Below are 25,111 nucleotides of genomic sequence, written 5' to 3'. Positions count from 1 at the left end.
CGGTCTATTTCGCTCAACTCAATCTGACTGAGAGGACTGATGATGGTCTTGCGCTCGGAAATTCTGGTGAACAAAAACGTGCTTCCTACTCCCGATCAAGCTCTCCCTGGCCGTGAAACCCCAATGGCCGTGCCGGAAAAACACTTTGTCCTCGACGCGCCGCTGTTGGGCCCATTCGTCACCAATGTGGACTTCGCCATCTTCGGCCTCGGCTGCTTCTGGGGCGCGGAGCGCAGGTTCTGGCAACGGGAAGGCGTTGTCAGCACGGCGGTGGGTTATGCGGGCGGCTTTACGCCAAACCCGACATATGAAGAAGTATGCTCCGGCCTGACCGGCCACAGCGAAGTCGTGCTGGTGGTCTACGAGCCGGAGAAAGTCAGCTATGACGACTTGCTGAAGATGTTCTGGGAATTGCACAACCCGACCCAGGGCATGCGCCAGGGCAACGACATCGGCACCCAGTACCGCTCAGTGATCTACTGCACCACGCCCGAGCAACTGGAAGCGGCGAAGAAGAGCAAGGAAGTGTTCCAGGCTGAGCTGGGCAAGGCCGGGCTGGGAGAAATCACCACCGAAATCGACGAAGCGCCGACGTTTTACTTTGCCGAGGCGTATCACCAGCAATACCTGGCGAAGAACCCTGAAGGCTATTGCGGGATTGGCGGCACGGGCGTGACCTGCCCGATCTGACGGTCGGGCCCTGAAAAGCTTCGTCGGATCGCCGCCCGGAGCCAGCTCGCTCCCACAGGTCCGGTGGCGTACATAACTCTTGCGTACGCCTCAGATCCCCATGTGGGAGCGAGCTTGCTCGCGATAGCGGTGGATCTGGGGCGGTGATGTTGGATGTGCCGCCGCCATCGCGAGCAAGCTCGCTCCCACAGGGGCCCGGGGCGGACACAGATGTCGCGTACACCTCGACACCCCATGTGGGAGCGGGCTTGCTCGCGAAGGCGTCCTGCCTGACGACCTGAATGCATCGGCTCAGCGATCAGCTTTCAGCAATCAACCAATCCATCTGCCACCCACCCTGGGTCTGCCCAAGTTTCCTGGACAACCACGGCAGCAGCTCGCGCAGTTCCTCCTCAAGCCCCCACGGCGGATTGGCAATGGCCAGGCCCGAGCCGTTCAGGCTGTTGGGCGTGGCCAGCGGGTGCACCAGCAACTCCACCCGCAACAATTTAGGCGCGCCCGTGCCGGCCAAGTCCTGGTAGAAACGACGCAACATGCGCTGGTCCTTTACCGGGTACCAGATCGCCGCCACGGTCTGGCGCATCCGACTGACGGCTTCCTTGAGCGACGCGGCGCAACGCTGCATCTCATCCAGCTGTTCGAACGGCGGATCGATCAACATCAGAGCGCGCTTCTCTGCCACCGGCAACAACGCACGAGGAACATGCCAGCCTTCGCCCAAGTGGACCGCCACGCGACGGTCGCCCTTCATGTTGTCCTTGAGCAGCACGCCGTCCTCCGGATGCTTCTCGTTGAGCAATACTCGGTCCTGCGGTCGGGTCAGGCGCCGTGCCAACTCCGGCGAGCCCGGGTAATAGCGCAACTGGCCGTCCGGGTTCATCTCGCGCAGCACTTTCATGTAATCGGCGGTCAGGGGCGGGAGGTCGTCCTGGTCCCACAACCGTGCGATGCCTTCCAGGTATTCACCGGTACGGCTGGCCTGGTCGCCCTGCAAGTCGTAAAGCCCGATGCCTGCGTGGGTATCGAGGTAGGCGAAGGGCTGCTCCTTGCGCGACATCAAGGCGATGAGGCGGGTCAAGGTCAGGTGTTTGAACACATCGGCGTGATTGCCGGCGTGGAAGGCGTGGCGATAATTCATGGCGGCTCCTGCGAAGGGCGACGAGTTTACCTCGAAGCGCGCCCAACGTCAGGGGTTGGCGGCCGAGTGGACGAACAGCGCCCCGTAGCGAGGGAGCTTGCTCACGCTGCACTGCGCATCTCTGAACTTATCTCCCAAGCGCAGCCAACGGCACGGCACAGGAACCCTCCTTGCAGCGTTCGCACTCCTCACAGAACGGCGCAGGACTTTTCAAACTGAGTATTTGCGCCAAGGACAGCGGTGGCGCCAGCGCGGCGGCAAGTTTATCCGGAGCGCCCGCTGCAACGGGTTCGGCGCCCATCGCCACCATCGGCGCGCCGCCGACCTGGATGGGTACGCTGCTGAAGATTCCGCCCGGTCCGATGTTGATCCAGTGCCCGCCGGCCTGGATGGTCGCAGTGGCGCCGCCCTCCAGCACGATCTGTTGGCCGGCGCTGACATGAAACCGCCCAGCAGCGCTCAGGGCCTGGTTGGCGACGCGGATATGCCGGTCGCCCGTCACCATCAGGTGATCGTCCTGGCGAACTTCAACCTGCCGTCGCCCCCGGGTGATGCGCTGCTCGCCGTCCTTGAGTTCGTGCCGGGACAAGCCGGCAACGAAGATGCTGCGCTCATGATCGACCTGCACGCGCTGGTCATGCAGCACATGCTGGGTCCAGTTGCGCTGGGCTCGAAGGTAGATCTCCTCGGCGCCCTTGCGGTCTTCGATGCGCAATTCGTTATAGCCGCTACCACCGGGGCTGCTCTGGCTGCGCAGGATACTGCGGGTCTTGTCGGCCGGCAGGTCGAGCGGCAGCGGGTTGGCTCCGTTCGGCAGGCAACCGACCACCAGCGGCTTGTCGACGTCGCCGTCCATGAACCCGACCAGCACTTCCATGCCGACCCGAGGAATCATCACACTGCCGTAACGATCGTGCGCCCAGCCGGTGGCCACGCGCAGCCAGCAGCTGGAATGCTCATCACCTGCACCGTCGCGATCCCAGACCAGTTGCACCTTGACCCGCCCGAACTCATCGCAATGGATCTCGCTGCCCACCGGTCCGGTCACTACCGCTGACTGGTAGCCACTGATCGACGGCTTCTTGTGCTGCAAAGGCGGACGGAAAAAAACGTCCCAGGGCGTCGCCAGGAAGGTATTGCCGTAGCCCTGGAATTCACCCGGGCCGACCGAAGCGTTCTCTTCCAGCACTTGCGGCTGCCGGCCACGGTGATCGACCTGCGTCAACAGCCAGAGATCATTCCATTGCGGGCGGGGATGCTCCTCGATGCGCATGAAATGTCCGCTGGCGAAAGCGCTGTCGTCACTGCTGCCCTCCGCCAAAAGGTGGTCCGCGCCGTGTCGCTCGAGGGAACGTCGGGCCAGGTGGCTGCCATCGGCACGGTCGATGAATTGGCCGGGATATTGATAATCCTCAAGCGAAGCTGGCGCTTGCCCACCGAGACCGGCTTGCAGCAGCAGGCCAGGCTTGCGGAAGTCATAGTCGCGTAGCGTCACCGCAGTGGTTCGCGCCTGGTGCCGTACCGCCAAGCGCTTGATGGCCGGCGCAGCGCCAGCCATCCCGCTGCCCGGCAGGTACGGCGTAGACTCGGGTAAACGCTTGAACATCGTCTGGTCGTCGCCAAACACCAGCAGATGCCCGTCAGGGCTGTGCTGGAAGTGGTAATGGATGCCGACCTCGGCACATAGCCGCTCGATGAAGTCCAGATCGCTTTCACCGTACTGCACGCAATATTCACGCTCGGGGTATTGCCCACCCAGACTGAACTGGAATGCATCGGCCAGGATGCCGTGATCCTTCAGGACGAGGCCAACGATGGCGGGCACATTCAGATGCTGGAAAATTCGCCGGTTGATGCGGTGGCGCAAGTACGCCAGGCGTGGCACGAGGGTGATCTGGTAACGGGTCAGGCGCTTGCCCGAGTCGCCTTGGGCCACGCTGTAGACCTGGCCATGTATCCCACCGCCGCGGTGATCGAAACCCAGGTAAGCCTGGCGATGCAGAAGGTCCTCCAGCACCAGGTCGGGCCGATCGCTGACCAGCTCCAGATCAAAGCAATAGGGTTGGCTGATGGCTTCCTTGCCCTTGAACTCAAGCACCTTGAGGTCATTTGGCCCGCTGTCGAACGCCAGCGTGAAACGTGGTGAATTGGCAGGCGCGAACATCCGATGTGCCTCTGCTGAATGAGACGGGCGATTCTGCACGAGCCACTGGCAGTGTTGATCCATTGTCAGGAAAAACAGATTTCCCCTACACCCAAGAGTCAAAAAGCTGCAAGGCACGCTGCATTTTCCGATGGACAATCCATACACCGCGATCCTGAAAGCCTTCGTACGAAGTAATCAGCTGCTTCTTACACAGCGACCGGCCTTCTATCGAGCAAAGGCGTGATAACGTCGTTTGGTCGTAAAAGCCAAGGACGCAACCATGACCCTCCGCTATACAAAAATCGCCATGATCCTGGCGCTTGCCGCCTTCGCCTTCCTGACCGTGTTCAACAACGTCACGGACTACAGCTCCAACTTCAATTTCGTCCAGCATGTGCTGAGCATGGACACCACCTTTCCCAACAACGCCGCCCGATATCGGGCCATTGACAAGCCCTGGATGTGGCACGGGGCTTATGGGCTGATCATCCTCGGCGAAGCAATCACCACCGTGCTGCTGGCCTATGGCGGGCTGACACTCTGGCGGGCACGCAGGGCGGATGGCCTGGCTTTCAATCGGGCAAAAAAATGGCCCATCGTTGGGCTGACGGTCGGATTCTTCGTCTGGTTTTTCGGCTTCATGGTCGTTGGCGGCGAGTGGTTCCTGATGTGGCAATCCGAGATCTGGAATGGCCAGGATGCCGCGTTCAGGTTCTACATGGCGCTGCTGGGCGTACTGATTTTTCTCAACCAGCCCGACAACTTGGACCCTCAGCCATAAAAAACGGCCCGCTCCAATGGAGGCGGGCCGTTTTTTACTGTTTTGAGCGAGCCATTGCAGGCTCGCCAAAGCCTTACTGGTTCAAGCGGAAATCTTTCTCAGCCGCTTCGAAGCGCTGCAGCATGCCGGTGGTGGGCGTGCCCATCTTGCTGACGAAGTAGATGGCCAGGCTGGCGAAAATGAAGCCCGGAATGATTTCGTACAGACCCAGCAGCTCGAAATGCTTCCAGACCACCACGGTGATCGCACCGACCAGGATACCGGCCAAGGCGCCGTTGCGAGTCATGTTCTTCCAGACCACGGAGATCAGGACCACCGGACCGAAGGCGGCACCGAAACCGGCCCAGGCGTAGCTCACCAGGCCCAGAACGCGGTTTTCCGGATTCGCGGCCAGGGCGATGGCGATCAGGGCCACCAGCAGCACCATGGCACGGCCGACCCAGACCAGCTCTACCTGGGAAGCGCTCTTGCGCAGGAAAGTCTTGTAGAAGTCTTCGGTCAGGGCGCTGGAGCACACCAGCAACTGGCAGCTCAGAGTGCTCATGACTGCCGCGAGGATGGCCGACAGCAGTACACCGGCAACCCATGGGTTGAACAGGATTTTCGCCAGCTCGATGAATACACGCTCAGGGTTTTCGGTCACTGGACCGGCCACCTCTGGGTTAGCCGAGAAGTACGCGATACCGAAGAAGCCAACGGCAACGGTGCCACCCAGGCACAGGATCATCCAGGCCATGGAGATGCGACGCGCCTTGGCGATCGACTTGACCGAATCCGCCGCCATGAAGCGCGCCAGGATGTGCGGCTGGCCGAAGTAGCCCAGGCCCCAGCCCATCAGCGAGATGATCCCGATGAAGGTGGTGTTTTTCAGCATGTCGAACGAAGTCGGGTCTTTCGCTTCGATCGCCAGGAACGTGGTATCCACGCCGCCCGTGGCCAGCAGCACGATGATCGGCGTCAGGATCAGCGCGAAGATCATCAGCGTGGCTTGTACGGTATCGGTCCAGCTGACCGCCAGGAAACCACCGATGAAGGTGTAGGCGATGGTCGCGGCAGCACCGGCCCACAGCGCCGTCTCGTAGGACATGCCAAAGGTGCTTTCGAACAAGCGTGCACCGGCCACGATGCCGGAAGCGCAATAGATGGTGAAGAACACGAGGATCACCACCGCAGAGATGATCCGCAGCAAGCCACTGGTGTCTTCAAAACGGCTGGAGAAATAATCCGGCAGCGTCAACGCATCGCCATTGTGCTCGGTCTGGACCCGCAGGCGACCGGCCACGAACAGCCAGTTCAGGTAGGCACCGATGATCAGGCCGATGGCGATCCAGCTCTCCGACAGGCCGGACATGTAGATTGCACCGGGCAAACCCATCAACAACCAGCCGCTCATGTCGGAAGCGCCGGCAGAAAGCGCCGTCACGACACTGCCCAGGCTGCGACCGCCCAGGATGTAGTCGGAAAGGTTGTTGGTGGAGCGATAAGCCATCAGGCCGATCAGGACCATGGCTGCGATATAGATCACGAAGGTGATCAGGGTGGGATTGCTAACACTCATGAGTTACGCCCTGGCTTTGTTTTTATGGTGCGGTGGCAGTTGAAAGCGTCGACAACGCGAACGTTGTGCGGACGTTTTGTGGACCCGCGAATTTTATGACTGATGTTTCCCCAGGAAAGCCATCAGCCGATGCAGCTCGACCCGGTTTTTGTACCCAGAACCGGTTGCACCTTGGCCGCGAATGCTATTCAACAATCCAAATAAGGTGCAACCAGTTTCGTTCAAATAAGTTGCACCCAGTCGGAATAATCGTACGGATGGCAATTATTGCCCGCTATTGGTGCATCGAAGGAAGCTTTTGCAAGATTTTTCGCACCAAACAGGTGCTCTCATGAAAGGGACTACAGACCATCCGGATGAACTGCTCATAATTTCGACAAAAAACCGGTTGCACCCGGTTGCACCTCCCCCGGCTCGCAGCTAATCTTGCCGCCAGCTGATGCCACGCGGTACGTGGCAAACATGAGGATAAAAATATGGCTACCACCACCCTTGGGGTCAAACTCGACGACCCGACCCGCGAACGTCTCAAGGCGGCCGCGACTTCGATTGATCGCACGCCGCACTGGCTGATCAAGCAGGCAATTTTCAATTACCTGGAGAAACTCGAGGGTGGTGCAACCCTGACCGAGCTGAACGGTTCAAGCCGCGCCGACAATGACGATGCCGGCGAAGTCCAAGCGGACCACGCTCATCAATGCTTCCTGGAATTCGCCGAGAGCATCCTGCCGCAATCGGTCCTGCGCGCCTCCATCACCGCCGCTTACCGTCGCCCAGAGCCGGAAGTGGTGCCGATGCTGATCGAGCAAGCGCGCCTGCCGGCCGAAATGGCCGAAGCCACCAACAAGCTGGCGGCTTCTATTGCTGAGAAGCTGCGTAACCAGAAGAGTGCCGGCGGTCGTGCCGGTATTGTTCAGGGCTTGCTGCAGGAATTTTCCCTGTCGTCCCAGGAAGGCGTGGCACTGATGTGCCTCGCCGAAGCGTTGCTGCGTATCCCGGACAAGGGCACTCGCGACGCGCTGATCCGCGACAAGATCAGCACCGGCAACTGGCAGCCGCACCTGGGCAACAGCCCGTCGCTGTTCGTCAACGCCGCTACCTGGGGCCTGCTGCTGACCGGCAAACTGGTCGCCACCCATAACGAAGCGGGCCTGACCTCGTCCCTGAGCCGCATCATCGGTAAGAGCGGCGAGCCGATGATCCGCAAGGGCGTCGACATGGCCATGCGCCTGATGGGCGAGCAGTTCGTTACCGGCGAAACCATTGCCGAAGCCCTGGCCAACGCCAGCAAGTTCGAATCCAAGGGTTTCCGCTATTCCTACGACATGCTGGGTGAAGCCGCACTCACCGAGCATGACGCCCAGAAGTACCTGGCCTCGTACGAACAGGCTATCCATTCCATCGGCAAAGCGTCTCATGGCCGTGGGATTTATGAAGGCCCGGGCATCTCCATCAAGCTCTCGGCCCTGCACCCGCGCTACAGCCGCGCCCAGTACGAGCGGGTGATGGACGAGCTGTACCCGCGCCTGCTGTCGCTGACTCTGCTGGCCAAGCAATACGACATCGGCCTCAACATCGACGCCGAAGAGGCCGACCGCCTCGAACTGTCCCTGGACCTGCTCGAGCGCCTGTGCTTCGAGCCGCAATTGACCGGCTGGAACGGCATCGGCTTTGTGATCCAGGCGTACCAGAAGCGTTGCCCATACGTAATCGACTATGTGATCGACCTCGCCCGTCGCAGCCGTCACCGCCTGATGATCCGCCTGGTAAAAGGCGCGTACTGGGACAGCGAGATCAAGCGCGCCCAGGTCGAAGGCCTGGAGGGCTACCCGGTGTACACCCGCAAGGTTTACACCGACGTTTCCTACATTGCTTGCGCACGCAAATTGCTGTCGGTGCCAGAAGTCATCTACCCGCAATTTGCCACGCACAACGCCCATACCCTGTCGGCCATCTACCACATCGCCGGTCAGAACTATTACCCGGGCCAGTACGAGTTCCAGTGCCTGCACGGCATGGGTGAACCGTTGTACGAGCAAGTTGTAGGTAAAGTCTCCGAAGGCAAGCTGAACCGTCCGTGCCGTGTGTACGCTCCGGTCGGCACCCACGAAACGCTGTTGGCCTACCTGGTGCGTCGCTTGCTGGAAAACGGCGCCAACACCTCGTTCGTCAACCGCATCGCCGACCAGTCCATTTCCATTCAGGAATTGGTGGCCGATCCGGTGGCAAGCATTGAGCAGATGGCTACCCTGGAAGGCGGTTTTGGCCTGCCGCATCCACGCATCCCGCTGCCACGCGACCTGTACGGCAGCGAACGCGCCAACTCCAGCGGCATCGACCTGGCCAACGAACATCGCCTGGCCTCGTTGTCCTGCGCCCTGCTGGCTACTGCTCACAACAACTGGAAAGCCGCGCCGATGCTCGGTTGCGCCGCTAGCGAAGAAGCGCCGGCGCCGGTGCTGAACCCGGCCGATCATCGCGATGTGGTCGGTCACGTCCAGGAAGCCACGGTCGAAGACGTCGACAACGCCATCCAATGCGCCCTCAACGCCGCGCCAATCTGGCAGGCGACGCCACCGGCCGAACGCGCCGCCATCCTCGAGCGCGCCGCCGACCTGATGGAAGCCGAGATCCAGCCGCTGATGGGCCTGCTGGCCCGTGAAGCCGGCAAGACCTTCGCCAACGCCATCGCCGAAGTACGCGAAGCCGTGGACTTCCTGCGTTACTACGCGGTGCAGGCCCGCAACGATTTCACCAACGATGCCCACCGCCCCCTGGGTCCAGTGGTCTGCATCAGCCCGTGGAACTTCCCGCTGGCAATCTTCAGCGGCCAGGTCGCCGCCGCATTGGCCGCCGGCAACCCGGTACTGGCCAAGCCCGCCGAGCAGACTCCGCTGGTAGCGGCCCAGGCTGTACGCCTGTTGCTCGAAGCCGGTATTCCGGAAGGCGTCCTGCAATTGCTGCCGGGCCGCGGTGAAACCGTTGGTGCCCGCCTGGTGGGTGACGATCGCGTCAAAGGCGTGATGTTCACCGGCTCTACTGAAGTCGCCCGCCTGTTGCAGCGCAACATCGCCGGGCGCCTGGACAACCAGGGCCGTCCAATCCCGCTGATCGCCGAGACCGGCGGCCAGAACGCGATGATCGTCGACTCCTCGGCGCTGACCGAACAAGTGGTCATCGATGTGGTGTCTTCGGCCTTCGACAGCGCCGGCCAGCGTTGCTCGGCCCTGCGCGTGCTGTGCCTGCAGGAAGATTCCGCCGACCGCGTCATCGAAATGCTCAAGGGCGCCATGGCCGAATCGCGCCTCGGCAACCCGGAGCGTCTGTCGGTGGACATCGGCCCGGTGATCGACGCCGAAGCCAAGGCTGGTATCGAGAAGCACATCCAGGCCATGCGCGATAAAGGTCGCACTGTGTACCAGATGGCGATTGCCGACAGCGACGAATGCAAGCGCGGCACCTTCGTGATGCCGACGCTGATCGAGCTGGAAAGCTTCGATGAGCTACAACGGGAGATCTTCGGCCCCGTGCTGCACGTGGTTCGCTACAAGCGCAAGGAGCTGGACCAGTTGATCAACCAGATCAACGCCTCCGGCTACGGCCTGACGCTGGGCGTGCACACCCGAATCGACGAGACCATCGCCAAGGTGATCGACAACGTTCATGCCGGCAACGTCTACGTGAACCGCAACATCGTCGGTGCGGTGGTCGGTGTGCAGCCGTTCGGCGGCGAAGGCTTGTCGGGCACCGGTCCGAAGGCCGGCGGCCCGCTGTACTTGTACCGCCTGCTGTCGACCCGTCCTACCGATGCGATCCAGCAATCCTTCGTACGTGGCGACGCCCTGGCCGCGCCAGACCTGCGCCTGCGCGACGCCATGAGCAAGCCGCTGACCGCCCTGCAAACCTGGGCCGACAGCCAGAAGCTTGCCGAACTGAGCGCCCTGTGCGTGCAGTTCGCCGCCCAGTCGCAAAGCGGCATCACCCGCCAGCTCACCGGCCCGACAGGCGAACGTAACAGCTACGCCATCCTGCCCCGCGAGCACGTGCTGTGCCTGGCGGATGTGGAAGGCGACTTGCTTACACAACTGGCAGCCGTACTGGCCGTCGGCGGCTCGGCGGTATGGCCGGAGTCCGACACCAGCAAGGCCGTGTTCGCACGCTTGCCGAAGGAAATCCAGGCACGCATCCAGCGCGTTGCCGACTGGACCAAGGACGACGTGCTGTTCGACGCCGTCCTGCATCACGGCGATTCGGATCAACTGCGCGGTGTCTGCCAGCAAGTGGCCAAGCGAGCCGGTGCCATCGTCGGCGTGCATGGCTTGTCCCAAGGCGAAACCAACATCGCGCTGGAGCGCCTGGTCATCGAACGGGCACTGAGCGTCAACACCGCCGCGGCCGGTGGTAACGCCAGCCTGATGACCATCGGCTAAACGCTGCAAACCAGGCATCTGCAATAGGTGCCTGGTCGTCGAAATCCCTGTGGGAGCGAGCTTGCTCGCGATAGCGGTGTGCCAGTTGAAATCATCTCTGACTGACCCACCGCTATCGCGAGCAGGCTCGCTCCCACATTTTCAGATTAGCGTCGCCCCTTCTGCTCCATCACCCAAATCAATCATCCTGTTCAGCCTCCATTCCCAGACCTAGACTCGGCCCATCCCAAGAAAAGGTAGGCCGCCATGTCCGAGACGCTGCTCAGTTCCCGCAATCTGGCTTTCGAGCTGTATGAAGTCCTTGATGCCGAAGGCCTGACCCAGCGCGAACGGTTTGCCGAGCACAATCGCGAAACCTTCGAGGCGGCCATCGGCACGGCACGCAACATTGCCGAAAAGCATTTCGCGCCACACAACCGCAAGAACGACGAAAACGAACCACGCTATGAAAACGGCGAGGCGATCCTGATCCCGGAAGTGAAGCCGGCGGTGGATGCGTTCCTGGAGGCTGGTTTTCTCAACGCCGCACGCAGTTTCGAGGCCGGCGGCATGCAACTGCCAACGTTGCTGTCCCAGGCTTGCTTTGCGCACTTCCAGTCGGCCAACGCCGCTTCGACGTCCTACCCCTTCCTGACCATGGGCGCGGCGAACCTGATCGAAAGCTTCGGCAGCGATGATCAGAAACAGCGCTTTCTGCAACCGATGATCGATGGTCGCTTCTTCGGCACCATGGCCCTGACCGAGCCCCATGCGGGTTCATCGTTGTCGGATATTCGTACACGCGCGGAGCCGGCGTCCGACGGTACCTATCGGCTCAAGGGCAACAAGATTTTCATTTCCGGCGGCGACCATCCGTTGTCGGAAAACATCGTGCACATGGTCTTGGCGAAACTGCCGGATGCGCCGCCGGGCGTGAAGGGTATTTCGCTGTTTATCGTACCGAAGTTCCTGGTCAACGATGATGGCAGCCTCGGCCAGCGTAACGACGTGCTGCTGGCCGGTCTGTTCCACAAGATGGGCTGGCGCGGCACCACATCCACGGCGCTGAACTTCGGCGACAACGGCGAATGCGTGGGTTATCTCGTAGGAAAACCGCACCACGGCCTGAGTTATATGTTCCAGATGATGAACGAGGCTCGCATCGGCGTCGGCATGGGGGCGGTGATGCTGGGTTACGCCGGCTACCTGTATTCCCTTGAATATGCCCGCGAACGCCCGCAGGGCCGCGTGCCTGACAGCAAGGACCCGACCACCGCCCCCGTGGCGATCATCCAGCACGCCGACGTGCGCCGCATGCTGCTGACCCAAAAGGCCTACGTGGAAGGTTCGTTCGACCTGGGCCTGTACGCGGCGCGCCTGTTCGACGACACCACCACGCTGGAAAGCGAAGCCGAGCGTCGGCGCGCCCATGAGTTGCTGGACTTGCTCACGCCCATCGTCAAGTCGTGGCCCTCGGAGTTCTGCCTGAAGGCCAACGAGCTGGCCATCCAGATTCTCGGCGGCCATGGTTACACCCGCGAATACCCAGTTGAGCAGTATTACCGCGACAACCGCCTGAATCCCATCCATGAGGGCACCCACGGTATCCAGTCCCTGGACTTGCTGGGGCGCAAACTGGCGCAGAACGGCGGTGCCGGGCTCAAGCAATTGATCCGCCTGGTGGCCGACACCACTGAGCGCGCCCAAGCGTACGAATCGCTGACACCCTTGCGTCAGCCGTTGGAAGCCTTGGTGGCACGCCTGCAAACAGTCACCCTCGGCCTGCTGACCGACCTGGCCCAAGGCAAGGTCAACGATAGCCTGGCCAATTCGGCGCTGTACCTAAAAGTGTTTGGGCACATGGTGATCGGCTGGCGCTGGCTGGAACAGGCGATTCGTGCCGAGGAAGGCTTGGCCAAGGGGAACGCGGCGGATGTCGATTTCTATCAAGGCAAGCTGCAAGCGGCGCGCTACTTCCTGACCTGGGAAGTGCCGGGTTGCCAGCATGAGCTGACGCTGCTCGAAGCGCGGGATGACACCTGCCTGGGAATGCGGGATGAATGGTTCTGAGCCAGCGCCTGTAGCGCGGCTGACATCCAATCGCGAGCAGCCTCTCTCCCACAATGATCGGCGGTGAACGCAGTTTCGTGTTCACTTAGCCCCCATGTGGGAGCGAGCCTGCTCGCGATGACTTAAGTGCGGGCAACGCCGCTTATAAGCCGGACCGTGGCCTCAGGCCTGCTGAATCGTCTTGGAGATCACTTCGACCGTGGCGCTGACCTGCTCCTGGTAACGGTCGAGTTCCGCCCGATGCTGCTTCTGCATTTCGATCTGTTGCGAACACAAATTCATGGCCGCCAATACCAGCAGGCGATCACCGATCAAGGTCGGGTATTTACGCTTGGTATCGGCCAGGGCCGCCTTGAGCATCGAAGCAGCGTCCAGCAACGCTTGCTCCTGCCCGGCCGGCGCCTTGATCGAATAGTCCTCCCCGAGAATCGAGACGACTGTCACCCCATCGACACGTTGACTCATGCGCTGGCCGTTGCGGTGCTGGCGCGCTCGATCAGCGCCTGGATCCGGGCGGTGGTGGTGCCGTGGAGTTCTTCCTGCTCCATCAGGCTCAATTGCAGACTTTCGTTTTCATCCTTGGCCTTCGCCAGTTCGGCGCCCAGGGTTTCATTCAGGCCGGCGAGGTGACGGTTCTGTTGCACCAGGTCGTTGACCAATTGCTCCAGCTGGCTGAGGGATGTTTCCAACATATTGATTTCCAGGGTTTTTCAAGGGGCGCGTACGATAAAGAAAAGTCATCGTCAACGCCACGACTCAGAGAACAGCGGCGCACCACTGGCGAGCTGTAGAGACTGCGAACAAGGAATCTGGTTCCGACCCTTCGTCGCGCCGTTGCCGGTGGAGTGCGACAAAAGCACGCAGCGCCCTCAAGACTTCAGTCGCAAGACCGATAAGTCATTGAAACCAGTCACAGCCCCGCACGGACGCGCTTCTTCACGGTAACTTCCATGTCCCTACGTAATATGAACATCGCGCCGCGGGCGTTCCTGGGGTTTGCCCTGATCGGCGCCCTGATGCTGGCCCTCGGCGTGTTTGCCTTGAGCCAGATGAGCAAGATTCGCGCGTCCGGCGAAAACATCGCTCAGAACAGCGTGCCCAGTATCAAAGCACTGAATGACGTCACCCAGCTCACCCTGCGCCTGCGCGTGTTGTCCTATCGCCTGCTGATCAACCGCGAAGCGGATACCCAGCAAAAAACGCTGGACCTGTTCGAGCAACGCAACCAGCAGGTCCGGGCCGCCCAGATGTCTTATGAGAAACTCATCAGTGCGCCTGAAGAACGGTCCGCGTATGAGCAACTCACGCAGCTGCTCAATCAGTACCGTCAGCTCGAAGAGCGGATGAAAACCCTGTCGCGCAACAATCAGCTCAACGAACTGCAAGCGCTGCTCAACGCTGAGTTGACGAGCAACTCCGACGCTATCAACGCAGCGCTCGCTCGCCTGTCGGACATCAACAACCAGCAAGCGGAAGCATTCAACAAAAACGCAGCACAGCAATATTCCACAGCCTTCATCTGGGTCGTCACCCTTCTGGCCATCGCCACCGGCCTGACCCTGCTGTTCGCCTGGCTGCTGACCAACAGCATCACCAAGCCGATCGCCAACGCGTTGGATGCCGCCGAAGAAATCGCCAAGGGCAACCTGACCCGGCCGATCACCGTTGACGGCAGCGACGAGGCTGGCCGACTGCTGCGGGCGATGTCGACCATGCAGGAAAAACTGCGCGACACCCTGCAACGGATCTCCGGCTCGGCCACGCAACTGGCCTCCGCCGCCGAAGAGCTCAACAGCGTCACCGACGAAAGCGCCCGTGGCCTGACCCAGCAGAACAACGAAATCGAGCAGGCCGCCACCGCGGTCAACGAGATGACGAGCGCCGTGGAAGAAGTTGCCCGCAACGCGGTCAGCACGTCGGAAGCGTCGAAACACGCCACCACGTCCGCTGGCGACGGTCGCGACCTGGTGCAGGAAACCGTCGGTGCCATCGAGCGCATGAGCGCCGACGTCCAGAGCACCGCCACGCTGATCGGCAACCTGGCCGATGAGTCGCGAGACATCGGCAAGGTGCTCGACGTGATCCGCGGTCTGGCCGACCAGACCAACCTGCTGGCCCTGAACGCCGCCATCGAAGCTGCCCGTGCCGGTGAAGCCGGTCGTGGTTTCGCCGTGGTCGCCGACGAAGTCCGCGCCTTGGCCCACCGCACCCAGCAGTCGACCAGCGAGATCGAACGCATGATCGGCAGCATCCAGAGCGGCACCGAACAGGCCGTGGACTCGATGCGCAACAGCACCGAACGCGCCGAATCGACACTGAACATCGCCCGCGGCGCCGGCATGTCCCTCGACACCATCAACACGGCCATCGTCGAGATCAACGAACGCAACCTGGTCATCGCCAGCGCCGCCGAAGAACAGGCCCAGGTGGCCCGCGAAGTGGACCGCAACCTGGTGAACATCCGCGACCTGTCGGTGCAGACGGCCACCGGTGCGAATCAGACCAGCGCTGCAAGCGCCGAGCTATCGCGCCTGGCGGTGGATTTGAACAGCATGGTTGGGCGGTTCAGCCTTTAACCCACGTAACGATGACTGCTCACAGACCGTGAGCAATCCTCCGCCTGGCTTTTGTGGCGAGGGAGCTTGCTCCCTCGCCACAATGTTTCCGCTCAAGGGAGCCGATGCCTATCGGTCCCCCAACCTTTTTTGACAGCATCACATTTCAACAGGTTAGAATCGCTGGCACGCAGACTGCATGGTCAGTTTGTGCCCGCCCTCAGTTTTTCGGAGTACTGCCTTTGACCGCGACGACCATCAACAGCCTGTTCTTGATCGGCGCGTTGCTGGTGGGTGCGAGCATTCTGGTGAGTTCTCTTTCGTCGCGCCTGGGCATCCCGATCCTGGTGATCATCCTCGCCGTGGGCATGCTTGCCGGCGTCGACGGCGCCGGTATTCTTTTCGATAACTACGCCACGGCGTATCTGGTGGGCAACCTCGCGTTGGCGGTGATCCTGCTGGACGGTGGGTTGCGCACGCGGGTCTCGAGCTTTCGCGTGGCACTGTGGCCGGCGTTGTCGCTGGCCACTGTGGGCGTGTTGATCACCACCGGGCTGACCGGCATGGCCGCCGCGTGGTTGTTCAACCTGAACCTGATCCAAGGCTTGCTGATCGGCGCGATTGTTGGCTCTACCGACGCCGCTGCGGTGTTCTCGTTGCTCGGTGGCAAAGGCCTGAACGAGCGGGTCAGCGCCACCCTGGAAATCGAGTCCGGCAGCAACGACCCCATGGCGGTGTTCCTCACCGTGACCCTGATCGGCATGCTTGCCAGCGGTGAGACCGGGCTGCATTGGAGCCTGCTCGGGCATCTGGTGCGCGAGTTCGGCATCGGCGCGGTGATCGGCCTGGGCGGCGGATGGTTGATGCTGCAGCTGGTCAACCGCATCAACCTGGCCAACGGCCTCTACCCGATCCTGGTCATCAGCGGCGGCCTCGCGGTGTTCGCCCTGACCAACGCCCTGCACGGCAGCGGCTTCCTGGCGGTGTACTTGTGCGGCCTCGTGCTGGGTAATCGCCCGGTGCGCAGCCGCCACGGCATCCTGCACATGCTCGACGGCATGGCCTGGCTCGCCCAGATCGGCATGTTCCTCGTGCTGGGGCTATTGGTCACGCCCCATGACCTGTTGCCCATCGCCTTACCCGCCATGGGCCTGGCGTTGTGGATGATCCTGATCGCGCGCCCGCTGTCGGTCATGGTCGGGCTGTTGCCGTTCAAGGCGTTTCATGGTCGCGAAAAGGCTTTCATTTCCTGGGTCGGCCTGCGGGGCGCCGTACCGATCATCCTAGCGGTGTTCCCGCTGATGGCCGGCCTGCCTCACGCGCAGCTCTATTTCAACCTCGCGTTCTTTATCGTGCTGGTGTCACTGCTGGTACAAGGCACCAGCCTGCCCTGGGTCGCCAAGCTGCTGCACGTGACCGTCCCGCCAGAACCGCTGCCCATTTCCCGGGCGGCGCTGGAAGTACATGTGACGAGCGAGTGGGAACTGTTTATCTACCGCCTCGGTGCGGAAAAGTGGTGCATCGGTTCGCCTCTACGGGACTTGAAAATGCCCGACGGAACGCGCATCGCGGCCCTGTTTCGGGGCCAGCAATTGCTCCATCCGTCGGGTAGTACGGTGCTGGAAGTGGACGATTTGCTCTGCGTGATCGGCCATGAACATGATTTGCCAGCCCTTGGAAAACTGTTCAGCCAGGCACCGCAACGGGGCCTGGATTTGCGCTTCTTCGGCGACTTCGTACTCGAAGGAGACGCCCAGCTGGCCGCGGTTGCCACGCTGTATGGGTTGAAGCTGGACGGCATCGATCCGGACATGACCCTGGGCCGTTTCATTGCCCAGAAAGTCGGCGGTGCACCCGTGGTTGGCGACCAGGTGGATTGGAACAACACCCTGTGGACCGTCGCGGCCATGGACGGGAACAAGATTGGCAAAGTGGGCGTCAGATTCCCCGAAGGAAGTCGCCCGGGTCCCGGCTTGTTCCTCTAAACTGCTCCCACTCTCATTTGCTTGACCGGTCTCTATGCCTACCCTGCGCTCCTTATTCGCCATCGCCCTGCTCGGCCTGGGTCTTTCCATCTGCACGGTCCAGGCTGCTGAGCCTCCGACCAGCACCTCGGTCCAGGCCAGCCTGGACAAGATCGCCGACCGCAAGCTCCCGGAAGCCGACCAGAAAGCCTTGCAGGCCGTGTTGCAAAACACCCTGACCCAGTTGACCAACAAGGCCGACTACGAACAGAAACTGCTCGCCCTCAAGCAGCAACTCGCCAACGCGCCCAAACAGAACATCGAGAACCAGCGCGAACTGGCGCGGCTCAAGGGCACCAATGTGGTGCCGGTGGCGCAACGCTACGCCAACCTGCCGATTCCCCAGCTAGAGCAAATGCTGACGGAACGCTCTACCCAGCAGAGCGATCTGCAAAAGGCCCTGGCCGACGCCAACAGCCTGGTCATCACCGCCCAGACCCGCCCCGAGCGCGCCCAGGCGGAAATCTCCGCCAGCCAGACCCGGATCCAGCAGATCAACGCCATCCTCAAAGCCGGACGGGATGCGGGCAAGGCGCTGAGCGCCGAGCAGCGCGACCAGCTCAATGCGGAACTGGCGGCCCTCAACGCGCTGATTCCACTGCGCCGCCAGGAACTGGCCGGCAACAGCCAACTGCAAGACCTGGGCAATAGCCAGCACGATCTGCTTTCGGAAAAGATCGACCGCATGGAGCGGGAAATCCAGGACCTGCAGAACCTGATCAACCAGAAACGCCTGGCCCAGTCCCAGGAAACGGTGACGCAGCAATCCATCGAAGCGCAGAAAGCCGGCGGCAGCAGCCTGCTGGCGACCGAAAGCACGGCCAACCTCAAGCTTTCCGATTATCTGCTCAAGAGCACCGACCGCCTCAACGAGGTCACCCAGCAGAACCTGCAGACCAAGCAACTGCTGGACAGCGTCACCCAGACCGATGCCGCCCTGGACGAGCAGATCAGCGTGCTCAAGGGCAGCCTGCTGCTCTCCAAGATTCTTTACAAGCAGCGCCAGACCTTGCCGCGCCTGAAGCTGGACCAGAACCTGGCCGACCAGATCGCCGACATCCGCCTGTATCAGTTCGAAGTCAGCCAGCAACGTGAATTGCTGAACAATCCCGCAGCCTACGTCGACAACCTGCTGGCGTCCCAGCCCTCCGAGCAGGTCACCCCACAGCTGCGCAAGACCCTGCTTGAACTGGCCCTGACCCGGGTCGACCTGCTGGACCGCCTGAACCGTGAATTGAGCGCGGTGCTCAACGAGTCCATCACGCTGCAGCTCAACCAGAAACAACTGCTCAGCACCGCACAGAATCTGCGGGCCACCCTTGAAGAACAGATGTTCTGGATTCCCAGCAACAAACCGCTGGATTTCGAGTGGATGCGTGGCGTGCCGGCCCGCCTGGAAAAACAAGTCGATTCGCTGCCCTGGGCCTCGAGCCTCAGCGAACTGGCTGACGGCCTGACCCAGCGGCCGCTGCTGTTCCTGCCCCTGGCGCTGTTGATCGGCGCGCTGCTGTGGCGCCGCAAGAATCTCTATGCGCGCCTTAACAAGGTTCACCAGGATGTCGGCCACTTCAAGCGCGACAGCCAGTGGCACACACCCCAGGCGATCCTGATCAACATCCTTTTGGCCATGCCGGTGGCGCTGGCGCTTGCCTTGTGCGGCTACGCCTTGCAGATCGACGCCCGCGGCCAGAACACCAACCTCGGCGCGGCCTTGCTACAGATCGGGCAGGCCTGGCTGGTGTTTTACACCGCCTATCGAATCCTCTCGCCAGGCGGCGTTGCCGAGCTGCATTTCCGCTGGGAAAAACCCCAGGTCGAATTTCTCCAGGGCTGGATCCGTCGGCTCGGGCTGGTGGTATTGGCCTTGGTGGCCGTGGTGGCCGTGGCGGAGTTGCAGCCGTCAGCCCTGGCCGATGACGTACTCGGCATGCCGGTGGTGCTGACCTGCTACGCCTCGATGGCCTGGCTACTCAGCCGGCTGTTGCTCAGCAGTCCGACGCACAAGAACACATCGCTGTTCCGCAAGGCCGTCGGCGTGCTGTTCACCGCATTGCCGATCGCGCTGTTCGTCGCCGTCTGCTTCGGCTACTACTACACCGCGCTGAAACTCAGCGACCGCTTGATCAACACGCTGTACCTACTGATGTTCTGGCTGGTGATCGAGGCCACCTTCGTGCGTGGCCTCTCGGTCGCGGCGCGGCGCCTTGCCTACCAGCGTGCCCTGGCCAAGCGCCAGGCGGCCAAGGAGGTCGGCGACGGCGAAGCGGTGGTCGAGGAACCGACCCTGGACATCGAAAAGGTCAACGAACAGTCCCTGCGCCTGATCCGCCTGGCCCTGCTGGGCGGTTTCATGGCCGCGCTGTACTGGGTCTGGTCGGACCTGATCAGTGTGTTCTCCTACCTGGACAACATCACCCTCTACGAATACACCAGCGGCACCGGCGCCAACATGAGCATGGTGCCCATCAGCATCGGCGACATGCTCGGGGCACTGATCATCATCGGTATCACCTTCGCGTTGGCCCGCAACCTGCCGGGCCTGTTGGAAGTGTTCGTGCTGTCGAAGCTGAACCTGGCCCAGGGCAGCGCGTATGCCACCACGACCTTGCTGTCCTACGTGATCGCCGGCGTCGGCTTCGTCACGACGCTGTCCACCCTGGGTGTGAGCTGGGACAAGCTGCAATGGCTGGTGGCGGCGCTGTCGGTAGGCTTGGGCTTCGGCATGCAAGAGATCTTCGCCAACTTCATCTCCGGCATCATGATCCTGTTCGAGCGCCCGGTGCGCATCGGCGACACCATCACCATCGGTAACCTGTCGGGCACCGTGAGCAAGATCCGCATTCGCGCGACCACCATCACCGATTTCGACCGCAAGGACATCATTGTCCCGAACAAGACGTTCATCACCGGGCAGTTGATCAACTGGTCGTTGACCGACACCGTAACCCGGGTGACCCTGAAATTAGGCGTGGACTATGGCTCGGACCTGGACCGGGTGCGCGAGTTGCTGCTCAAGGCCGCTCGCGATAACCCCCGCGTGCTGAAGGAACCGGAGCCGATCGTGTACTTCCTGAACTTCGGTGAAAGCACCCTGGACCATGAGCTGCGCATGCATGTGCGCGACCTCGGTGATCGAAACCCGGTGCTGGACGAGATCAATCGGTTCATCAACCGGGAATTCAAGAAGGAGCACATCAACATCTCCTTCCGGCAGATGGAAATCTACTTGAAGAACCTGCAAGGCCAGGAATACAAGCTCGTGCCTGCCGAGCCTGACAAAAAGACCATCACGCCCGTGCCTTCAACGGTCGCCAGCATCAAGCCGATGCCCGAGCCTCCGCAAGGCACCCTCGACTGACAGCGGGTTGCCTGCGGGCGGCCCGTCGGAGACGGCCATGAAAACGCTGGAAACGCTGACCTTCGATAACCGCTTCGCCCGCCTGGGCGACGGTTTCTCGGCCCATGTGCTGCCCGAGCCCATCGACAACCCGCGGCTGGTGGTTGCCAGCCCGGCGGCCATGGCGCTGCTGGACCTGGAGCCGGCAGAAGCCGAGACACCGCTGTTCGCCGAGATCTTTGGCGGCCACAAGCTGTGGGCCGAAACCGAGCCCCGGGCGATGGTGTACTCAGGGCATCAATTCGGTCACTACAACCCGCAACTGGGCGACGGCCGCGGGTTGCTGCTGGGCGAGGTGTACAACGAGGCCGGCGAGCACTGGGACCTGCACCTCAAGGGCGCCGGCCAGACGCCGTTCTCCCGGATGGGCGACGGGCGCGCGGTGCTGCGCTCTTCGATTCGCGAATTCCTTGCCTCCGAGGCCCTGCACGCCTTGGGCATCCCCACCACCCGCGCGTTGTGCGTGATCGGCTCCGACACCCCGGTGTGGCGCGAAAAGCAGGAGCGCGCCGCCATGGTGCTGCGCCTGGCCCCCAGCCATGTGCGCTTCGGGCACTTCGAATATTTCTACTACACCAAGAAGCCGGAGCTGCATGCTGCCTTGGCCGAGCACGTGCTGAACCTGCATTTTCCGCAATGCCGGGAGCAGCCCGAGCCCTACCTGGCGATGTACCGCGAGATCGTCGAGCGCAACGCCGAACTGATTGCGAAATGGCAGGCCTATGGTTTCTGCCATGGCGTGATGAACACCGACAACATGTCGATCCTGGGCATCACCTTCGATTTCGGGCCGTTCGCCTTCCTTGATGACTTCGACGCCAACTTCATCTGCAACCATTCCGATGACCAGGGCCGTTACTCGTTCAGCAACCAGATGCCCATCGGCCAGTGGAACCTCAGCGCCCTCGCCCAAGCCCTGACGCCTTTTATCAGCGTCGATGCCCTGCGCGAGACCCTTGGCTTGTACCTTCCCCTGTACCAGGCCCACTACCTGGACCTGATGCGCCGCCGCCTCGGCCTGACCGTCGCCGAAGAAGAGGACCAGAAACTGGTGGAGCGCCTGCTGCAACTGATGCAGAACAGCGGCGTCGACTACAGCCTGTTCTTCCGCCGGCTGGGCGACCAGGCTCCGGAACAAGCCGTTGCCGCCTTGCGCGACGACTTCGTCGATCTCAAGGGTTTCGATGCCTGGGCCGAGCTGTACGTCGCCCGCGTCAACCGCGAGGGCCCGGTCGACCAGGACCAGCGCCGCGTTCGCATGCACGCCGTCAATCCGCTCTACGTGCTGCGCAACTACCTGGCCCAGAAAGCCATCGACGCCGCCGAGTCAGGCGATTACGAAGAAGTCCGCCGCCTGCACAGCGTGCTGAGCAATCCTTTTGAAGAACAATCGGGGATGGGCAGCTACGCCGAGCGGCCGCCGGAATGGGGCAAGCATCTGGAGATCAGTTGCTCGTCGTAACCCTCCCGCCAAACACATAACCCTGTGGCGAGGGAGCTTGCTCCCGCTGGGCTGCGAAGCGGCCCCAGAATGGACTGACGCGCTTTTTCAGACTGACCGCGTCAACCGGTTTTACGACGGCTGCGCCGCCGAGCGGGAGCAAGCTCCCTCGCCACGGGTGAAAGATTGGCTGGGCGAAGGTCAACGCAGCCTGCTCATCCCGCCTTATCGTTCCCCTGTTCGGGCGTCTCGATGCCTGATTCTGGCTCTTCCCCAGCCGGCGCTGCCGGTTTTTCCTCCGGATAACCGGGCATGCCACGCGCGTCATCCGGGGTCAATTCGTCCCGATCGTGACGACTGTCAACGGCATAGGCCGGGGCGGCGTTGGGGTCTTCGTCGCGGCCAGCGGTGCCCAGGACGAAGCCATCATCGTTGGGGTTGTCCAGTGTCTTGGGGGTGGTTGGGTCTTGAGGGATGCTCATGGGACCTCCTGGTTGTGATCAGGTATGGTTTTGAGGGCGCGGCGCGCCGTCAGTGCGGCGCACCTGATGAATGGCAACCCGAGGCCAATGCACTAAGCCATATCACTGTGGCTGAATTCCTCGGCCAGGAAATCGATCAACGTGCGCACCGACGGTAGCAACCCACGCCGCGACGCAAAGATTGCATGAACAATCCCGCATTTCGGCGTCCAGCCGGGGACCAACTCCACCAGACGCCCGGCGGCGATGTCTTCGCGCACCACCACGGTCGGCAGGTGAGCGACACCAATGCCAGCCAGCACCGCGTGCCGCAGGGCCAGCAGGTCATCGGTGACCATGCGCGGCTCATGTCGGATCAACGCTCGGGTGCCATCCGGCCCGAACAACTCCCACTGATACTCCCGTTGCGCACCGCCCCAATGCACGCTGGGCAGGCCGTTAAGGTCCGCCGGTGAAGCCGGCGAAGACAATCGCTCTACAAATGCAGGGCTGCCCACCAGGCATTGGGTGCTGTTGCTCAGTACCTTCATGACCATGTCGGTGTTTTCCAGCGGCGGAAAGCGCACCCGCAGCGCTATATCGAACCCCTCGTGGATCAGGTCGACTCGGCGGTTGGTGCTCTCGATGAACAACTCCACCCGCGGATATTTGAGCATGTAGCGGGTCAGCATCGGCCCGACCCAGCTGTTGAGCAGCGCCGTCGGGCAACTGATGCGCACCAGGCCCTGGGGCTCGGAGCGGTTGCGCTCGATCACCTCGGCGGCGCTCTCGGCCTCGACACGCATCGCCAGGCAGCGCTGGTAATAGGCCTGGCCGATCTCCGTCAACGTGCAATGCCGGCTTGTGCGATGGAGCAAGCGCACCCCTAGCCGCTCTTCCAACTGGGCGATACGCCGGCTGAGCTTTGACTTGGGTATGTCCAGCGCCCGGCCCGCTGCGGCGAATCCACGGTGCTCAACCACCTGGGTGAAGTAGTACAGCGTGTTGAGGTCTTCGATGATCGTTCTCCAAATAGAACGCTAAGGCTGATTTTTGCAGTCTAGCGCGTCAAAGGTGCCAGTTTTAATCTACACACATCGAAACGCAACACGGATTGAAGCCGGCGCTTCGGCCAGATGAATCCCGAATAAACGCTGTACCGACATTAAAAACCTTAACCACGCCGAACCTTCGGCAACCAAAACTTAATGAGGGCTACGCCATGACCACTTCCTACAACCGTCTCGACAAAGATAACGCCGCCGTTCTGCTGGTGGACCACCAGGCTGGCCTGCTGTCGCTGGTACGCGACATCGACCCGGACCGTTTCAAGAACAACGTGCTGGCCCTGGCGGACCTGGCCAAGTACTTCGAACTGCCGACCATCCTGACCACAAGCTTCGAAACCGGCCCCAACGGCCCGCTGGTACCCGAGCTCAAGGCACTGTTCCCGGACGCGCCGTACATTGCCCGCCCTGGCCAGATCAACGCCTGGGACAACGAAGACTTCGTCAAGGCAATCAAGGCCACCGGCAAGAAGCAACTGATCATCGCCGGCGTAGTGACTGAAGTTTGCGTAGCTTTCCCAGCACTGTCCGCGCTGGCCGAAGGTTTCGATGTGTTCGTGGTCACCGATGCCTCCGGCACGTTCAACGAACTGACCCGCCAATCGGCCTGGGACCGCATGTCCTCCTCGGGTGCGCAATTGATGACCTGGTTCGGCCTGGCCTGTGAACTGCACCGCGACTGGCGCAACGACGTGGAAGGCCTGGCAACCTTGTTCTCCAACCACATCCCGGATTACCGCAACCTGATGACCAGCTACAACACGCTGACCCAGGCCAAATAATCAGCAACACCGATACCCTGTGGGAGCGAGCCTGCTCGCGATAGCGGTCTGCCAGTCCAGGATTCCTGACTGCACACCGTCATCGCGAGCAGGCTTACTCCCACAGGTTTTTGTGTTGGTTTCTATATAGTGTCCAACCTGAGTAACCAAATTCCAGGAGACGACCCGATGCTCATCCCGTGCCCCCATTGCAACGGGCTCAACCGCATACCCGCCGAACGCCTGGGCGACCAGCCCAAGTGCGGGCGCTGCAAGGCCCAGGTGTTATCGAGCAAACCCTTCGAACTCAAGCAAGGCGACTACGCCAGCCAGATCAAGGGCGACCTGCCGTTATTGATAGATGTCTGGGCGGATTGGTGCGGCCCGTGCAAATCCTTCGCGCCAGTGTTCGAACAGGCCGCCGCGCAGCTGGCCGGCAAGTGCCGGTTGGCCAAGCTCGATAGCGAAGCCAATCAACAATTGTCGGCGCAGTTGGGGATTCGCTCGATACCCAGCCTGATCTTGTTCAAGGACGGCCGAGAAGTAGCACGCCAAAGCGGCGCGTTCCCCTTGCCGCAGTTGATGAGCTGGCTGCGCGGCCAGGGGATTTGAA

17 protein-coding genes and 1 pseudogene are annotated in these 25,111 nt (G+C 61.7%); 11 read left to right on the top strand and 7 right to left on the bottom strand.

The features are described 5' to 3' along the window. Positions 1-42: 42 nt before the first annotated feature. Entirely contained in the window at positions 43-690 is a 648-nt protein-coding gene (msrA, locus tag J3P76_RS02325) for a peptide-methionine (S)-S-oxide reductase MsrA (RefSeq protein ID WP_420766136.1), read from the top strand. Positions 691-988: 298 nt separating this feature from the next. On the opposite strand, the gene J3P76_RS02320 is transcribed toward msrA, so the two are convergent. Further along, entirely contained in the window at positions 989-1,828 is an 840-nt protein-coding gene (locus J3P76_RS02320) for a 23S rRNA (adenine(2030)-N(6))-methyltransferase RlmJ (RefSeq protein ID WP_420766135.1), read from the bottom strand. Positions 1,829-1,955: 127 nt separating this feature from the next. Next, on the bottom strand, positions 1,956-3,992 hold the full coding sequence (locus J3P76_RS02315; protein ID WP_434608152.1) for a type VI secretion system tip protein VgrG: 2,037 nt from the start codon (positions 3,990-3,992) through the stop codon (positions 1,956-1,958). Between the two features lie 262 nt (positions 3,993-4,254). Between J3P76_RS02315 and J3P76_RS02310 the strand changes: the two genes are divergently transcribed. Continuing rightward, entirely contained in the window at positions 4,255-4,755 is a 501-nt protein-coding gene (locus tag J3P76_RS02310; protein ID WP_434608154.1) for a DUF2165 family protein, read from the top strand. A 73-nt stretch (positions 4,756-4,828) separates the two neighbouring features. Here J3P76_RS02310 and putP read toward each other — a convergent pair whose 3' ends face one another. Next, positions 4,829-6,313: a sodium/proline symporter PutP gene (gene putP / locus J3P76_RS02305; protein WP_434608157.1), complete on the bottom strand. Its 1,485-nt coding sequence runs from the start codon at positions 6,311-6,313 to the stop codon at positions 4,829-4,831. Between the two features lie 476 nt (positions 6,314-6,789). Here putP and putA point away from each other — a divergent pair, with 476 nt between their 5' ends. Then, positions 6,790-10,743, top strand: coding sequence for a trifunctional transcriptional regulator/proline dehydrogenase/L-glutamate gamma-semialdehyde dehydrogenase (gene putA, locus J3P76_RS02300; RefSeq protein WP_434561026.1), 3,954 nt, complete (start codon positions 6,790-6,792; stop codon positions 10,741-10,743). A gap of 246 nt (positions 10,744-10,989) precedes the next feature. Next, positions 10,990-12,792 (top strand): acyl-CoA dehydrogenase, encoded by a 1,803-nt coding sequence (locus J3P76_RS02295; protein ID WP_434608160.1) that lies wholly within the window; start codon positions 10,990-10,992, stop codon positions 12,790-12,792. Positions 12,793-12,954: 162 nt separating this feature from the next. Here J3P76_RS02295 and J3P76_RS02290 read toward each other — a convergent pair whose 3' ends face one another. Together J3P76_RS02290 and J3P76_RS02285 are read right to left on the bottom strand one after the other, a co-directional pair. Next, positions 12,955-13,257 (bottom strand): cell division protein ZapA, encoded by a 303-nt coding sequence (locus tag J3P76_RS02290; protein WP_420767095.1) that lies wholly within the window; start codon positions 13,255-13,257, stop codon positions 12,955-12,957. Next, positions 13,254-13,484 carry a hypothetical protein gene (locus J3P76_RS02285; protein ID WP_420767094.1) on the bottom strand — a complete coding sequence of 77 codons (231 nt, stop codon included), beginning with the start codon at positions 13,482-13,484 and terminating at the stop codon, positions 13,254-13,256. Before J3P76_RS02285 ends, J3P76_RS02290 begins: the two co-directional genes overlap by 4 nt. 258 nt (positions 13,485-13,742) lie before the next feature. Between J3P76_RS02285 and J3P76_RS02280 the strand changes: the two are divergent. The 5 genes and pseudogenes from J3P76_RS02280 to selO all read left to right on the top strand — a co-directional run. Further along, positions 13,743-14,465 (top strand): annotated as a pseudogene (locus J3P76_RS02280) (MCP four helix bundle domain-containing protein); the annotation flags it as partial. Between the two features lie 30 nt (positions 14,466-14,495). Then, positions 14,496-15,368: a methyl-accepting chemotaxis protein gene (locus J3P76_RS02275; RefSeq protein ID WP_420767102.1), complete on the top strand. Its 873-nt coding sequence runs from the start codon at positions 14,496-14,498 to the stop codon at positions 15,366-15,368. 221 nt (positions 15,369-15,589) lie between these two features. Beyond that, the gene (locus J3P76_RS02270; RefSeq protein ID WP_420767093.1) at positions 15,590-17,332 is read left to right on the top strand and encodes a potassium/proton antiporter; all 1,743 of its coding nucleotides are present in this window, start codon (positions 15,590-15,592) and stop codon (positions 17,330-17,332) included. Between the two features lie 34 nt (positions 17,333-17,366). Next, positions 17,367-20,729, top strand: a complete 3,363-nt coding sequence (gene mscK / locus J3P76_RS02265; protein ID WP_420767092.1) for a mechanosensitive channel MscK — start codon at positions 17,367-17,369, stop codon at positions 20,727-20,729. 37 nt (positions 20,730-20,766) lie between these two features. Then, a complete protein-coding gene (selO, locus tag J3P76_RS02260; protein WP_434608163.1) occupies positions 20,767-22,230 on the top strand; it encodes a protein adenylyltransferase SelO in 1,464 nt (487 codons plus the stop codon). A 194-nt stretch (positions 22,231-22,424) separates the two neighbouring features. On the opposite strand, the gene J3P76_RS02255 is transcribed toward selO, so the two are convergent. After that, positions 22,425-22,691: a hypothetical protein gene (locus tag J3P76_RS02255; RefSeq protein ID WP_434608165.1), complete on the bottom strand. Its 267-nt coding sequence runs from the start codon at positions 22,689-22,691 to the stop codon at positions 22,425-22,427. 92 nt (positions 22,692-22,783) lie between these two features. After that, entirely contained in the window at positions 22,784-23,689 is a 906-nt protein-coding gene (locus J3P76_RS02250; RefSeq protein ID WP_434564158.1) for a LysR family transcriptional regulator, read from the bottom strand. A 203-nt stretch (positions 23,690-23,892) separates the two neighbouring features. Here J3P76_RS02250 and ycaC point away from each other — a divergent pair, with 203 nt between their 5' ends. Then, positions 23,893-24,519 (top strand): isochorismate family cysteine hydrolase YcaC, encoded by a 627-nt coding sequence (ycaC, locus tag J3P76_RS02245; RefSeq protein WP_420767089.1) that lies wholly within the window; start codon positions 23,893-23,895, stop codon positions 24,517-24,519. Positions 24,520-24,687: 168 nt separating this feature from the next. Continuing rightward, positions 24,688-25,110, top strand: a complete 423-nt coding sequence (gene trxC, locus J3P76_RS02240) for a thioredoxin TrxC (RefSeq protein WP_420767088.1) — start codon at positions 24,688-24,690, stop codon at positions 25,108-25,110. Position 25,111 lies beyond the last annotated feature (1 nt).

The organism is Pseudomonas sp. D1-36 (assembly GCF_051132205.1).
Taxonomy (GTDB): Bacteria; Pseudomonadota; Gammaproteobacteria; order Pseudomonadales; family Pseudomonadaceae; genus Aquipseudomonas.
Note: the sequence above shows the minus strand (reverse complement) of the source record. Positions and strands in the feature narration are given on the sequence as shown.

What these genes read in the sequence shown, in the direction of transcription:
- J3P76_RS02320 (WP_420766135.1), bottom strand. Translation starts at nt 1,828, where the DNA reads ATGAATTATCGCCACGCCTTCCACGCCGGCAATCACGCCGATGTGTTC.
- J3P76_RS02255 (WP_434608165.1), bottom strand. Translation starts at nt 22,691, where the DNA reads ATGAGCATCCCTCAAGACCCAACCACCCCCAAGACACTGGACAACCCC.
- trxC (WP_420767088.1), top strand. Translation starts at nt 24,688, where the DNA reads ATGCTCATCCCGTGCCCCCATTGCAACGGGCTCAACCGCATACCCGCC.
- J3P76_RS02310 (WP_434608154.1), top strand. Translation starts at nt 4,255, where the DNA reads ATGACCCTCCGCTATACAAAAATCGCCATGATCCTGGCGCTTGCCGCC.
- J3P76_RS02285 (WP_420767094.1), bottom strand. Translation starts at nt 13,484, where the DNA reads ATGTTGGAAACATCCCTCAGCCAGCTGGAGCAATTGGTCAACGACCTG.
- putA (WP_434561026.1), top strand. Translation starts at nt 6,790, where the DNA reads ATGGCTACCACCACCCTTGGGGTCAAACTCGACGACCCGACCCGCGAA.
- ycaC (WP_420767089.1), top strand. Translation starts at nt 23,893, where the DNA reads ATGACCACTTCCTACAACCGTCTCGACAAAGATAACGCCGCCGTTCTG.
- J3P76_RS02295 (WP_434608160.1), top strand. Translation starts at nt 10,990, where the DNA reads ATGTCCGAGACGCTGCTCAGTTCCCGCAATCTGGCTTTCGAGCTGTAT.
- J3P76_RS02290 (WP_420767095.1), bottom strand. Translation starts at nt 13,257, where the DNA reads ATGAGTCAACGTGTCGATGGGGTGACAGTCGTCTCGATTCTCGGGGAG.
- selO (WP_434608163.1), top strand. Translation starts at nt 20,767, where the DNA reads ATGAAAACGCTGGAAACGCTGACCTTCGATAACCGCTTCGCCCGCCTG.
- J3P76_RS02275 (WP_420767102.1), top strand. Translation starts at nt 14,496, where the DNA reads ATGTCGACCATGCAGGAAAAACTGCGCGACACCCTGCAACGGATCTCC.
- msrA (WP_420766136.1), top strand. Translation starts at nt 43, where the DNA reads ATGGTCTTGCGCTCGGAAATTCTGGTGAACAAAAACGTGCTTCCTACT.
- J3P76_RS02315 (WP_434608152.1), bottom strand. Translation starts at nt 3,992, where the DNA reads ATGTTCGCGCCTGCCAATTCACCACGTTTCACGCTGGCGTTCGACAGC.
- mscK (WP_420767092.1), top strand. Translation starts at nt 17,367, where the DNA reads ATGCCTACCCTGCGCTCCTTATTCGCCATCGCCCTGCTCGGCCTGGGT.
- putP (WP_434608157.1), bottom strand. Translation starts at nt 6,313, where the DNA reads ATGAGTGTTAGCAATCCCACCCTGATCACCTTCGTGATCTATATCGCA.